Raw genomic sequence first — 14,723 nt, forward strand, 5'->3', positions numbered from 1 at the left:
TTAACTAATACTAATACCTCATCACCTGATTCGTTTCTGGTGATGAGGTATTTTATAAAATAACAATCCCTCGTTATCACTCAATTTTTACTAAAATTCAACAAAATTATGAAAAAAGTAATTTTAAGCGTTGTCGCGCTAGCTATCGCAAGTGTCGCAATGGCTCAGGACACAGGGGCTCGTAAAGCAGTTCAGGTAGCACAAATACCAGGATCTGTAGCAACTGCAAATACAGGGGAAAGTGTTCAAAACGGTGTAGCAAATGCAGTACAAGTGCGTCAAGCAGGTACCATGAATTCAGCATTGACTCTTCAGAATGGAGAAGAAAATCAAGCTAGAATCATGCAGACTGGTGACGTTAATGGGAATCAAGCCCTTAGTGGTCAGTTAAACCTTGCAGAGGTAGATCAGTTAGGTTTTGGTAACGAATCCACTAGCTACCAAGAAGGAGACTTTAACAACGCGATGACAGAGCAACGAAACGAAGCAGGTGGTGGTACGATAGGAAACCGTGCATTAATTCAACAAGGAGTTGCAGACCAAGCTGAAAATAATGATGCCAACATTACTCAAGATGGTCAAGACAACTCGGCATACACAAAACAAACGTATGATAACAGTGATGCGGCGACTTCTCAAACAGGGGAAAGTAACATCTCTGAAATTGATCAAAATGCAGGTCCAGAAGATAGTCAAGGACAATTTGCTATTGTAAGCCAGATAGGAAGCAATAACGAATCTCGTGTGGAGCAAGACAATGCTGCTGGAAGTGATGCCCGTAATGTAGCTTATACTGCACAAACAGGGAGCAATAACAGTGCAGAGCAAATTCAGAGTGCTGAGGGGTCTACAGGAAATATAGCAGTTATTGCTCAAGGTCAAGGAAATCAATTATTTCAAGCTCCGGCATCTGAGCAAGTTTGGTTTAATACTTTTGCTTTCGATTCAAGTGTAACTGGTGGTGGGAATAATATTGGTGATTCTGATAATGGTGTTGCTTTTCAACAACAAAACGGTGATGGAAATCAAGCATTTTTAGGTCAATATGCTTCAACAGCTGATTCCAATAATGGAGCTCAACTTCAAGACGGTGATAATAATGCAGCATACATGAGTCAGAATGCCTTTGGAAGTTCAGATGGAAGTGGAAATATAGGAAGACAAGAGCAAATAGGAGATGGAAACGCTACTGGGGTATTGCAAACTGGAAGCGATCACCGTGCTCTTCAGGTACAAACTGGGAATAATAATAGCGCTATTTCTAGTCAAAGAGGAACAAATAATAATCTCAATGTATTCCAAGAAGGAGTAGGTAGTTACGGTCAGACGTTACAACACGGTGAATTTAACGTAGCACTTCTTACACAACGTGATGGACAAAGTTACACTATCCGTCAAAACGAAGGTCAATTTGGAATAGGTGGAAATCAAGCTGATATCCTCCAAGAAGGACCATTAGGAACTGGAAATCAAAATGGATTTATCCAAGTGACTCCTCAAGGTGTAACTGCACCAACTTCAGTTTCATCATTTACATTGGCACCTATCAACTAATAGAGAGTTTATAAAAAGTAATGTGTATAAAACTCATTATACACATTACTTTTTAATATTTCTCAACAATTTTAAATTCTATTAGTAATTAACAGTTTATATACTTTTTTTATTTTAAATTAGAGTTATGAAAAATTTTAAACATATAGTCATTGCTAGTTGCTTAACATTACTTTATAGTGCAACTCTTTTGGCTCAAACTTATGAGAAAGATACAGAAGAGCAAGAGGTAAATGGAAATGAAATTGTTGTAGATAATCAAACCGTAAGTTCTGATATATTTTTAAATTTAGGTTTTGACACCTCTGTTAATCCAAGAAATCAACAAATTACTGGGAATAGCATATTTTTAACACAAATAGGAGATTTGAATATAGTATCTATTAATTCAAATACGACTTCTAGTGAGATACAACTAACCCAAAGAGGCAATTCTAATTTTACAGCCTTAGATTATCGTGCTAACACCGTAGTGACTACTATAACTCAAGATGGTAATTTTAATTTAATACGAGATTTTGTAAATAACCCTACTGTAGATGTTTCTCTAGATTTACTTCAACAAGGGGATAATCTAACTTTTGAACGCTTTGGGACTAATACTTTAACAAGATCAATGAGATTTGTACAAACAGAAGCCTCACCAACAATTATTATAAGAAGCTACCAGTAATCTCTACGTTTTCTTTTTATTACTTACTCGTTTTATATGAGACTACTTAATGTAATATTTGCTCATATATCAAAGAAATATCTTCTTTGTCTTGTTTTTCTTACAACAAGTGTTTTCACAAGTTTTGCTCAGTTTTTTAACAAAGATATCCAAGCCAAAATTTTAATAGAACGTAATAGCGAATTCTATACTTTTCACGCTGGGGCGCGAAATAAAACAGCTACCGATTTTAATTTAAAATATGATTATTCAGTTTTCAGAACTGATAAAGACGGTAATGTTGCAAAGTCAAATCAATCAGGCTTGTTTTTTTTAAAAGGAAATGAGACAAAAATATTATCAACATTAACTGTGAACTATAATGTTGAAGATAAAATTATATTGCTTCTATTGGTCTACGATACTGACGATAAACCTATAGGGAAAGACCGTATTGTTTTAGAACAAGGAGGTAAAACAATCATAGATTTAAATAGAGATACCCCTAAAAAAACTTCAGGAGATCAAGCCGTAGCACAAGATGGCTATAAAATAGAAGGATTAGTGCTACAAAAAACATTAACAAAATCTGGGAGAGATTTTTTCAGAATGTTTTATAGTGAGTATTACAATAACCAAATACAATCTCCAGTAAATATATTAATTAAAGAAGTTCCTGGTAGAAGGAGAAACACATTAATTAGTGTGGAGGTAGACGGAAAACTAGTATGGCAATTTTTTGCGCAACCTAGAAAAGAATTTCTTACCGATATGGTTAGAATTTCTCTTCAAAGAGTATTATCTTTCCTGAATAGATTAGAAAAACAGAATGAACAATTTATAAGGTATTAGCGATATGAAAACTACAATCATTACACTATTAATTTCTTTTGTTGTGACCTCAATGAGTGCACAACAATTTGTGTATAGACCTATAAATCCTTTTTTTGGAGGGGACACGTTTAATTACCAGCAATTATTAAGTTCTGCACAAGCTCAAAATGGATTTACAGCTCCACAAAATGCGGCAGATCAGCAATCAGATTTAGAGCGATTTGGCGATAATTTAAACAATCAAATTTTAAGTCAGATTTCTCGTACGTTAACACAACAACAATTAGATTCTATAGGAGATTTAACAGAACCTGGCACATTTACATTTGGTACATTGGCTGTAGAAGTCTTTGAAAGCTCAGAGGGACTCGTTATTAATATTTTAGATACTACAAACGGAGAGGAAACACAAGTAATAGTTCCTAATTAGTAAGCGCAATTAGTATTATAATATGCACCATTTTAAAAAGTTTATACTAGTACTTTTACTAGTTGTATTTAATTCCTGCGGGTCTTATTTTAACCAACCTTTATTTCAAGAGCCTTCGAGAGTAGGCGAGTTTTCTAGATCTACAGACAAATTATTAGACCTTCCTGATGCAGCCCAAAAACTAGAAGTGGCTGTTTATAATTTTAGTGATCAAACAGGTCAATTTAAACCAGTCGAAAATGGAAGTACGTTTAGTACTGCTGTTACTCAGGGAGGAACGACCATTTTAATAAAAGCATTAGAAGATTCTGGTTGGTTCAAGCCTATTGAGCGAGAAAATCTTGGTAACCTGACTACTGAGCGTAATATTATAAGAAATACCAAGCAGGAATATATTAAAAATTTAGATCCTAATACCCCTCCTTTGCCTCCTTTATTATACGCTGGACTTATATTAGAAGGCGGTATTATATCCTATGATACCAACATTGTTACTGGTGGTATGGGAGCTAGATACTTTGGATTAGGCGCCTCTTCTCAATATCGACAAGACAGGATAACTGTTTATTTAAGAGCTGTATCCACAACCAGTGGCGAGATTCTTAAAACTATATATGTTTCTAAAACGATATTATCACAATCGTTAAGTGGTAACTTTTTTAGATTTGTAAAATTTCAACGATTGTTAGAGGTAGAAACGGGTATTACGCAGAGCGAACCTATTCAAATAGCAGTAAAAGATGCTATTGAAAAAGCAGTACATGATTTAATTGTTGAAGGTGTTAAAGATCAATTGTGGAGCAGTAAAGAAGGAAAAGCAGTGAATGATCAATTGGTCACAGATTATCTAAAAGATAAAGAATTTGAAGAGTCTAAAGCTTTGTATAACAGATTATTTGTTGACAGAGAATATAAAAATACGATTAGTTTATCAGGTGGAGCCAATCTCATAGATGGGGATTATGCAACAAAAAGATTAGGTTTTTATGGAGCAGCTTCTTACCAACGTAACCTGAATCGTTTTTTTGATTTTGGTATTGATGGAGCCGTTTTCGAATTAAATAATGGGGAACAGTATTCAAATATATTTGGAAGTATAGGTCTTAATGGTATTTTTAATTTATTACCTAAAGACGACCTAGCCCCTTTTATTTATGCAGGACCTGGACTCGTTGTAGATGTTCGAGAAGTAACCGATACGCAAACACGATTTGGAAAAGCATTTTTTAAATTCCAATATGGAGCTGGAGTTCAATACAAACTAAATCCAAGAGTTGGAATAAAGGTTTTTGGAGAACATAATGTTGTTCTAAGTGATGAGTTAGATTTTAGAGTTAATGGTAAAAGAGATGATTTTTATTTTAACTTTGGTATAGGTGTTAATTATAATTTCAATTGGAGAAATAAATCCAAAAAAGAAAATATAGAAGATATTGAGGATGAGAATTAATAATTTTATTTATAGGTTTCTTTTAGTGCTATTCGCTTTTACGATTAGTTGTAGTGAGGATACAATACAGGATGAACTGACAGGAGGTTTAACAGGGACTGTGATTTCTAGTGAAGATAATATGCCATTAAGCAATGTTAAAATCACAACTAATCCATCATCAAGTACTGTTTTTACAGATGCTAATGGGTTCTTTTCATTATTGAACATAGCCGTAGATGATTATTCTGTGATGGCAGAACTTGAAGATTTTGACACTGCTTTTGAAGGTGTTGCTGTTATTCCTGATGAAATAGCTACAGTCGCTTTTGAATTAGATAGATCTTCTATTACAAATGACCCTCCATCAGCGCCCATATTAGTACTGCCTGCAGATGGAGCAGATGATTTAGAAAGTGAAGTCATGTTTGTTTGGAGCCGTTCAGAATCAAATGCAGAATCACTTACCTATGATTTAGAATTACGAAATGCTTTTACAAATGAAATAGAGAACTATACGGTTGAACAGGATACCACATTTACAGTAAATAATCTAGACCTAGGGGCTACCTATTTTTGGCAAGTAACGGTATCTGATGATGATAACTCACCTGTTTCTTCAACGATAAGTGAATTCTCAACCTTGGCATTTCCGTCAAATCCTTTCTTATTTGTAAAGAAAGAAGGAGGTAATAGTGTGATTTATTCTGGAGACGGAGCAGGAGATACAGGAAACTCTCAAGTAGATGTCAATTTGTTTCAATTAACAGATGATGCTACCAATAGCTTTAGACCTAGAAAAAGCAACGAGGCACAACGTATTGCTTTCTTGAGGACAGTAGGAGGAAGCACACATATATTCACGATGGATTTAACAGGTGAAAATGTACAGCAAGTTACCTCTACAATACCTGTATCTGGGTTCAGGCAGGATGAACTTGATTTTACATGGTCACCCAACGGAGGTCGTATTATATATCCATCTTTTGATAGATTATATAGTATCAATCCAGATGGCTCAGATCTAGATCTTATATATCAAACAACTGATGGTTCTTTTATCTCTGAGGTTGATATTCAGGAATTTGATGCTGATTTATTACTATTAAAAACTAATAATGTCAATGGGTATGACGTTAGGATTTTTACATTACGACTAACTACAGGACTAGAAGAAACTGTTGTTTTAGAAGGACTACCAGGCGCTGCTGGAGGTGTACAAATAAGTGCCAATGGAGATCGTATTTTGTATTCAAGAGATACTTCAAACTCTCAGAATCCTCAATATAGAATTTTTGCAAGCAGATTGTTTATTTATGAAGCGGCAAGTGCTACGAGTGTCGAGCTTGTTACCGATGTTATTACTGGGAAAAATGATTTAGACCCTAGGTTTTCTCCTTCTGAAGGAAATATTATATTTACCAGAGTTGATAGTAATACAGGAGCAATTCCATCTATATTTTTATTTGAATTAGGCGGAAATAACCCTGAAGACGATGAGTTATTTACAAGCGCTAATATGCCTGATTGGGAGTAAGTCTCTTTAAATTCATACAAATAAAAGCTCTAAGTTTTAATTTATAAATCTTAGAGCTTTTTTGATTAGGTAATTATCTATTGCAACAAGGTGTAGTTCTATTTTAAAACAGAAGTGCTTACAAATCTTTATTTCTCTTTTATATTTTTTCGCTTTAAGCGAAAAACTAAAATAGGTTCTATTATTTAGTTCGTAGTATTTCTTCAGAATATGAGATAGCTAATGATAATTAAGATTTAATCTCTCAACCCTTTTTTGATGAGTGATTTTATGTCTCGATCATCTGCATAATCCAAAGGCGTTTTTCCTTTGATCGTTTTGAGTTTTAAATCTGCATTGCTCGCGATTAACAATTTTATTACTTCCATGAACGAAACACCTCGCTGTGCAGCTATATGTGTCGCCGTTTCCCCATATCCATTGGTAGCATTGATATCAGCGCCTTTTTCTAGTAAGAAGCTTACGAGTTGAACATCTTCAATAGCGATTTCTTTTAAATATAACAATAGTGGGCTTTCATTGGTGTCATAAGTATGATTTACATCAACGCCATTAGTAATAAGCGTTTTAATTCCATAAATATAATTTACTGAAATAGCTTCTCTCAATAATTCAGGAGATGGTTGTGCGCCTGCATTTAACAAATAGTTGAGTATATCGTTTTGTTTGTAGTAGATAGCATCTAATAAACCTTCTTGTAGGCCAAAATCTTTTTTCTCCGAAAGGTATTTGACAACCATTAGATTTCCTTTTCTACAGGCTATCGACAACGCATTTTCACTGATCGAATTACTCTTTTTCATAAGCAAGAGAATAATCTCTTCATTGGTGGTTTCCATAGCATCTTTCAGTGCTTCATCGGCAGTTGCTCCTTTTCCTAAAAGGTAGGATGTAATATCAATATTGGCAGTTTCTGAAGCTGTTTGAATCGCATCATTTACATTGGAATTTCCTTCTTCGATAAGTACTTTTGATAATTCAAGATTTTCGCCTTTTACAGCACTTATAATAAATTCAGGACTGAGCGTTTCTGCACCTTCAGAGATTAAGTATTGTACAATAGGGATATTTTCTACGTGTACAGCAGATGCCATTCCTTCACTTGGATTTCCGCTATTGTTCACTAAAAGCGTGACCATTTCTAAATTTTCATTTTCTACAGCCATAGGGATGACTTTGCTGGTATCTAGTGACTCATTATTTTGAGCCAAAACTAATTGCGCAAATTCTAATTGATCTCCTTTTACTGATGCTGTTAATGCCTCTTCAAAAGAACCTCCATAGGTAAGTAAGGTGTCTTCAAAAAGTTGTAAGTCTTCGCTTTTGATTGCATACGCAAATACAGGTTCAGGGATTGCTTTGTTTTTTAAAGCCACTTCAATCGCAGGCTTATTATCTTTTGTAATTGCATATTCCAACGCTTGAGATGGTTCTCCACCATTTTTTAATCCCATGTCAAGGATATGGGTGTTTTTATTGTCTATCGCCATTTCTACCGCCACATTGGTATTGATCTTCGCATCTTTATCGATAAAATATTCAAAAAGCGCATCGTCATCTATAGCAGCAGCGACTTCTAGCGATTGATTAGTAGCTTCTGTGACAGGAATAATGGTATTTTTAAGATCTATATTATCAGTTTTAATCGCTTTTTCCAGCATATATGCATCTGCGGTTGCTCCCATAGTGATAAACTTTTGAGCAAGCTCATGATCATCATTTTCGATCGCTAGAAGTAATTCATCTTTTCCTGCTTCAAAGACATCATATTCTTCGCTCATTAATGCTTTTACAGTAGGGTAGTAGCGGAGTTGGAGGGCGAATGAAAGATCATTATTACGCGGTTGTGCGCCTTCTCTAAAAAGCGCATACACCACTGGCGCACTCTTATAAGCGACAGCTTTATAGATCATATTATTTTTAGGAACAGCACCTCGCTCTAGTAGGATAAGCGCATATTCAGGATTAAAATGTTGGCGTTCAAATAAAATATCCAAATCCTCTGTCGTTGCCACAACTCCTTTATCTAAGATGTAATTAAGAATGTCTATAGGCTGTTTGTTGATAATCACTGCCTTGATAAGACCTTGTGCATTTGCGTTAGCGTTTCTCAAAAACAATTCTTCAAGTCTTTCCCTATTTCCTGTAGCAGCTGCAGCGACCAATTCAGAATCTATGACATAGTTATACTGTGTATTTGTGTTTTTAAGAAGATCGGTTTCTCTGACGAGTTCCATTGTGTAGACCACTTCGTAAATATGATCATCTATAGAAGTAAGTGTAATGGTTTTCTGCACATTTTTTAAAAGGGCATCTTTATAATAGGTTTTTGCTTCTTCGGAGCCCGCAACTCGTAATCGTTTTCTCTCTTTACTTTTAAATAGTTTTTTGGTATCATCCCAAACACTCATATATCCATATTCGATATCTTCTGGTTTGATCGTAACAATCACGTTTTTGTCGAGGGTGACTTCTTCATCTGTTATTAATGTCTCCAAACGAAGACCACCTCTTTCTATAAGCGGTTTTGTTTCTAATAAGGCTTCGTCTTTCGAAAAGCCTCCGAAAAAGATATCCCCTGTATAATCGTTTTCATCTGTTTTTACAGGCCCCATACTTTTTTTAACAAAGCTTACGATCTCTTGTTTGAATCTAAGGGAGTATTTTTTAAAGAACGTACTAGATTCTTTTCTGCTGACTTGATCACGGGCTGTTTGCATGGCGATCGTAGTGATACTGTCTAAGTGTTTTATTTTTTCAGCCTTGTTTTTTACATCTGGTAAAGGTATGGAACGTAAAATGTCTACAATGGGAGTCATTCGTACTTCAATGGGCGATTGAGTGTTTTTAGAAACGGTGTTTTCCCAAGCAGTAAACCACAACTGATTTTTATCACCACCTACCGTATATGGTCTTCCTTTTTTTGCATTGATATAAGGATCTATATCTTCACGATTGAGTTGCTGTTGTTCTATATCTTTTATGACCTTCTCTTTAAAAGCGTTCTCATCATAAGGAGAGTAGACATAATCATTTTTGGCAATCGAATTTTGAAGTAAAAATACACCACCATACGCAACTGCTTGGGCGATGTGCGTACCATAGCGAGCAATAAAACCACTAGGAGTTATATCACGACCCAGTCTGTTAAAGTCCTCTACAAGCGCACTATCCAACACACTTCCTTTTAGCCGAAGCAACGCCGTTTCAGTGCCTACTTTCTTTTTGGTGTACACCATCAACGCATCAGGGTTTTCAGCCGTATCAAATAGTTTATAATGTGCTTTGCTATTATGAGCGACATACGGATAGTCAACAGTGTCGGTTTCTAACACCTTCTTTTCATATTCGTACGAATTGGTCACAAAAAGATGTGTTTCAGGAAAGCTTTGCGTGTTGGCTGTGCGTTCGGGATTTCCTTGTAAAAGTGCTTTTCCTTTGGAAGAACTATTCCAATCTAACGGATCTACATAACGGATATCAAAACCATGCCCAAGAACATCTTGTGTTTGGCTATACATATTCCCTATAAAAAAAATTAAAAGCAGTATAAAAACTACCTTAGATGCATTAGTTGATTTCAATTGGATATCTATTTTTTTGTATACGGGGGAATATATACACCATTCTAAAATACGGAAAAAGAAGGTTTTAAAATATATTTTTAGACGTAATTATGGATTATAAGTTTATAACACATCGGGTTAATAAATAGACGTAAGAATTTTCAGTCATTTTTTAAGGTTTTGTGCGCTTTCGCGAAAGCGTATACATCAAAAATCTAATGAATTATACCTATTTTTGTGACTTCGAAAACAACCTATGAGCCAAGATATTTCAAAACGTTATGCGCTAAGAGGCGTATCTGCCGGAAAAGAAGATGTACACAATGCCATCAAAAATGTAGATAAAGGGCTATTTCCAAAAGCTTTTTGTAAAATCGTACCCGATCACCTTACGGGCGATGATGACTATTGTTTGATTATGCATGCCGATGGGGCGGGCACCAAATCGGCATTGGCGTATATGTATTGGAAGGAAACAGGAGATATCTCGGTATGGAAAGGCATTGCACAAGATGCGCTGATTATGAATGTAGACGACTTGCTTTGTGTAGGTGCGACCGATAATATTATTTTATCCTCCACGATAGGGCGAAATAAAAATTTGATTCCTGGCGAGGTGATTTCGGCGATCATCAATGGCACCGAAGCGTTGCTAAAGGATTTAAAATCTTTTGGCGTAACGATTCATTCGACAGGAGGAGAGACGGCAGATGTGGGTGATTTGGTGCGAACTATTATTGTAGACTCTACCGTGACGGCACGTATGAAGCGGAGCGATGTGATTGATAATGCCAATATTAAACCTGGCGATGTGATTGTAGGACTTGCTTCTTTTGGACAAGCGACCTACGAAACTGAATATAACGGCGGAATGGGAAGCAACGGACTGACCTCGGCGCGACACGATGTTTTTCATAAATACTTAGCTAAAAAGTTTCCAGAGAGTTTTGATGCGGCAGTTCCTGATAACCTGGTGTATAGCGGCTCCAAAAAACTAACGGATACCGTTAAAAATAGCCCAATAGATGCAGGGAAGTTAGTGCTTTCACCCACACGTACCTACGCACCGATTATCAAAGAAATCCTTTCCAACTATGACGCTTCCGACATTCACGGAATGGTACATTGTAGTGGAGGTGCGCAGACAAAAATTCTACACTTTGTAGAAGACTTACATATTATTAAAGACAACCTTTTTGAAGTACCACCGCTGTTTGATTTGATTCAAAAAGAAAGTGATACCGATTGGAAAGAGATGTACCAAGTCTTTAATATGGGACATCGTATGGAGATCTATTGTAGTGAAACCATTGCTAAAGAGTTGATAGCCATCTCCAAGTCTTTTGATGTAGCAGCAAAGATTGTGGGTCGCGTAGAAGCAAGCTCGAAAGGGAAAAAGCTAACGATAAAGAGTACTAAGGGGAAGTTTAAGTATTAGTTGTTCTTACTGTAATACACTTTACTTAATAAGAAGACTTAATAGATGAATAAAATAAAACTTTATAAAAAAATACTAGTTGGAATAACTATAGTTATAGTTTTATTAATAATCATTTTTACAATTGACGTTATTAGTGAAACACCTAATAAGTCTTTTTTGAACATTGATTTTGAAAATAAAAACAACATTGTTTCTGCTTATGGAGCTTTAATTGGTGGAATTCTAGCATTTTTATCAATACTTTTTGTTTTTTATGGACTTCTAGAACAAAGACAACAGACTTTAAATGAAAGAAAAGAAAAGGAAGAAGAAAATAAACAAGAACTTTTAGACCAACTGAAATTATTAAGTAGTTATTTTAAATCAACAATCAATGATATACTTAATCAAGGAGAAATTTTAGCCGAGTACTCTCAAAAGGAACAAGATTCACCTTCCGAAATGAATATGATGTACTTTACTACTAATAAAAATTTTAGTAGAATAATTGATATGAAACCTCTTTCAATTTATAAAGCTATTCGCACAAATTTTCATAAAGACGAAGATTGGGAAAAAATTTTTCTAAATATTTATAGCATATTTGACTTTTATTCAGGAGCATTAAAAGAATTAAAAGAAAAATATACATCTCACATTAATTTTAAAGTAAAAGAGCAAAGAAAAATTAATTTTGAGATTCGTAATCTATTAAGTCAATGTTCAATTCTAGTAGATAAGTATAGAGTTGAGTTTCCTGATGATTATATGTCATATTCTTGGGTAAAATTAGCAAATGAATTTACAATACAGTATTATGCTTATTTGGAGGATTATAAGCTAAATGATAGACTATCAAATCTAAGGTATATTTCGGATAATTTTTTAGAACCTTTTTTAAAAGCAGCAATCGAATTAAGGAATATGCCTGGTTATGAAAAACCTATTTGTAGAAAACTACTAGTGTCTTCTTCTGATATAAGAAAAGATATTTGGGAAACAGAATTTAACTCCGTTCACTATGCTAAAGATGTAGAAAAACAATTTAATGAATATTTTAGTAGTGAAAATAAACACTTAAAAGAACTGGAAAGATTGAAATTTGAAATTGACAAGAAATTGCAAAACTAGAAAAGACTGATCTACTATTCTAGTCTAACCTATCGTTGACTATCAAAACCTATGAAAAAAGCAATCCTCTTCTTAGTTATATGTTTTATCTCCATCACCCTTCAAGCACAACAACCTCCAGCCTTTCAAGACACCATTCCGTTTAGAAATGATCTAGGGATTATTATCATCCCGATGACGTTTAATGGAGTAGAAAAACAATTCGCCTTTGATACAGGTGCGCAGGTAACTGTTGGGTTTTCTTGGGTAGATCGGGATTTAAAGCCAACTTCAAAAACGGTAACAGTAAATTCATCCAACGGCTCTAAAACGAGAATGCGTTATTACAAAAGTGGCAACATTCAACTAGGAAGTCGGAAAATTACCAAACACAGAATCTTAAAAACTACCGATAGCGATATTTTCTCTTGCTATCAAGTAGACGGTGTATTGGGTGTTGATATTACACAACATTTTAATTGGATCATTGACTTTGAGAAAAAAATACTCATCATGTCTCCGCCCGATTTTTATCCTGAAGACGTCAAAGAAATGCACGCCTTGGATTTTGACTTTGCAAAAAACCGTCCATCGGTTTTTATGGAAATGAACGGAAAGAAAATCAAATTTCTATTAGACACAGGCGCTAGAGATTCGGATATCAATAAAGATGCTTACACGCTTTTAAGTATGGATGAATACCCTAAAGCTACATTTTACAGTGGTTTTTATGATGTGAATGGCACCTTAACCAAAACATACTCAAAAACGTTACAACTTCCTGAAATCAAATCTGGAACTGTGACCATTGCTCCAGATGTAGATTATAGCACGCAATCGACCAAAATAGGGAATAGTTTATGGAAAGACAGACGCTTGTTTCTGAGTTTAAAAAACGATCAATTGTTTGTCTCTGATGCCACGATTAAAAATGAGGCTTGGAGTTATGATGGTGCAGCCGTACTCAAAAATGGTAAAATGACTGTTTACAGAATTAGAGAAGGAAGTGACGCTTGGGAACAAGGTATTCGTCAGGGAGATGAAATTAAAACCTTTAATGGCAATGTATTCACAGATTTTTGTGAACTTGATAAATTTCAAAGACAATTGTCAGACGAGAAAAGCGATTTTGAATGGGAATTTACCAACGGAAAGAAATTGACCATTCAACGAAAAAAGTTGTTTGTACTTTAGTTTTTAAAATAGTATCTGTATATTGTTGTGATTATAGGTCTTAAATCATTTATAAACAAACACTTATCATTTATTTAAAAATAAATTTTTAAAAACCAAATTCCAAAAAGATACGTACATACATACATATAAATCAATTACGCATACAATAACATTACCCGCCCCAATCATGAATTATTTGAATTTTCTTTGGAAACGTCATCGTTTCTTAGTCTTTGCTATCGTACTATTGGTGGTGAATATTTGTGTAATATTCACCACAAATTTAGATCACAGTAGGCAAATACGATTCGTCTCTACAGTTTGCTTCTTACTATTTTATGTAGTGTCAAGTAAAAAACGAAACCTATTTGTACTTGGTGCATTATTGTTTTTTTTAGGAAAAGATATCGCTATTCAAGGATACGAAACGTATGTAGGAAACATATTCTATTTACTTTTCGGAATCCTAGCATACGGGGCACTCATCGCAGAACGTCTTCAGAAACTCAGAACTATAAAAATTAGTAGCAGTTTGATTTTTGTATCTGTACTATTAGTCTCGGCAAATACATATACGCTTTATATCATTCTGGATATGATAGACTATAGTTTTCAAAATCCGTTTCAAGTAATATTATTTTATACCTATGGTGCCTTTATGATGCTTATGGCGATTACAGCCGTAGCTTATAATAATTTATACAATAGTACACGCTCTTTTATATTTACATTGCTGGTATTCAGTTTTGTAACCTCAGATATTTCTTCTCTATTAGCCTATTATTATAAGATTGATTTTTGCTATTACATAGACCGTATAAGCTATCTTTTAGGGTTTGTATTTCTAGTTAATTACGGCCTTAACTATGAACTAGAAAGAGAAGAGAAGGAGCAATTGGAACTGTTGGAAAACAGTCAATCAGATACTTCTCTATCACATCCTAAAGCAAGCTCTATATCTGAAACAAAAGCGTCTTTACTTACATACACTCGTCATAAAGATGAGCAATAATAT

12 protein-coding genes are annotated in these 14,723 nt (G+C 34.7%); 11 read left to right on the forward strand and 1 reads right to left on the reverse strand.

The genetic code is table 11. The features are described from left to right. The first annotated feature begins 108 nt into the window (after positions 1 to 108). From Q0505_RS07895 to Q0505_RS07920, 6 genes are all read left to right on the forward strand, one after another. The gene (locus tag Q0505_RS07895; protein WP_299211041.1) at positions 109 to 1,554 is read left to right on the forward strand and encodes a curlin; all 1,446 of its coding nucleotides are present in this window, start codon (positions 109 to 111) and stop codon (positions 1,552 to 1,554) included. 127 nt (positions 1,555 to 1,681) lie between these two features. Further along, a complete protein-coding gene (locus Q0505_RS07900; protein WP_299211044.1) occupies positions 1,682 to 2,227 on the forward strand; it encodes a hypothetical protein in 546 nt (181 codons plus the stop codon). Between the two features lie 36 nt (positions 2,228 to 2,263). Further along, positions 2,264 to 3,058 carry a CsgE family curli-type amyloid fiber assembly protein gene (locus Q0505_RS07905; RefSeq protein ID WP_299211046.1) on the forward strand — a complete coding sequence of 265 codons (795 nt, stop codon included), beginning with the start codon at positions 2,264 to 2,266 and terminating at the stop codon, positions 3,056 to 3,058. A gap of 4 nt (positions 3,059 to 3,062) precedes the next feature. Beyond that, complete coding sequence (locus Q0505_RS07910) at positions 3,063 to 3,470, forward strand: curli assembly protein CsgF (protein ID WP_299211049.1); 408 nt, start codon at positions 3,063 to 3,065, stop codon at positions 3,468 to 3,470. Between the two features lie 22 nt (positions 3,471 to 3,492). Further along, positions 3,493 to 4,920, forward strand: coding sequence for a CsgG/HfaB family protein (locus Q0505_RS07915; protein WP_299211052.1), 1,428 nt, complete (start codon positions 3,493 to 3,495; stop codon positions 4,918 to 4,920). Beyond that, complete coding sequence (locus tag Q0505_RS07920) at positions 4,910 to 6,436, forward strand: carboxypeptidase regulatory-like domain-containing protein (protein ID WP_299211055.1); 1,527 nt, start codon at positions 4,910 to 4,912, stop codon at positions 6,434 to 6,436. The genes Q0505_RS07915 and Q0505_RS07920 overlap by 11 nt, the downstream gene beginning before the upstream one ends. Positions 6,437 to 6,672: 236 nt before the next feature. On the opposite strand, the gene Q0505_RS07925 is transcribed toward Q0505_RS07920, so the two are convergent. Beyond that, complete coding sequence (locus Q0505_RS07925; protein ID WP_299211058.1) at positions 6,673 to 9,957, reverse strand: ankyrin repeat domain-containing protein; 3,285 nt, start codon at positions 9,955 to 9,957, stop codon at positions 6,673 to 6,675. 301 nt (positions 9,958 to 10,258) lie between these two features. On the opposite strand from Q0505_RS07925, the gene Q0505_RS07930 reads away from it, so the two are divergent. The 5 genes from Q0505_RS07930 (at position 10,259) to Q0505_RS07945 (ending at position 14,720) form a co-directional block, all read left to right on the forward strand. Beyond that, positions 10,259 to 11,440, forward strand: a complete 1,182-nt coding sequence (locus tag Q0505_RS07930; protein ID WP_299211061.1) for an AIR synthase related protein — start codon at positions 10,259 to 10,261, stop codon at positions 11,438 to 11,440. Next, entirely contained in the window at positions 11,436 to 11,489 is a 54-nt protein-coding gene (locus tag Q0505_RS21410) for a hypothetical protein (protein WP_366519382.1), read from the forward strand. Before Q0505_RS07930 ends, Q0505_RS21410 begins: the two co-directional genes overlap by 5 nt. Then, positions 11,486 to 12,553 carry a hypothetical protein gene (locus tag Q0505_RS07935; RefSeq protein ID WP_299211064.1) on the forward strand — a complete coding sequence of 356 codons (1,068 nt, stop codon included), beginning with the start codon at positions 11,486 to 11,488 and terminating at the stop codon, positions 12,551 to 12,553. Before Q0505_RS21410 ends, Q0505_RS07935 begins: the two co-directional genes overlap by 4 nt. 51 nt (positions 12,554 to 12,604) lie before the next feature. Then, the gene (locus Q0505_RS07940; RefSeq protein WP_299211067.1) at positions 12,605 to 13,726 is read left to right on the forward strand and encodes a pepsin/retropepsin-like aspartic protease family protein; all 1,122 of its coding nucleotides are present in this window, start codon (positions 12,605 to 12,607) and stop codon (positions 13,724 to 13,726) included. A 325-nt stretch (positions 13,727 to 14,051) separates the two neighbouring features. Next, positions 14,052 to 14,720, forward strand: coding sequence for a hypothetical protein (locus Q0505_RS07945; protein ID WP_299211070.1), 669 nt, complete (start codon positions 14,052 to 14,054; stop codon positions 14,718 to 14,720). The last annotated feature ends 3 nt before the right edge of the window (positions 14,721 to 14,723 follow it).

It is taken from the genome of uncultured Dokdonia sp. (assembly GCF_937910895.1).
Classification (GTDB): domain Bacteria; phylum Bacteroidota; class Bacteroidia; order Flavobacteriales; family Flavobacteriaceae; genus Dokdonia.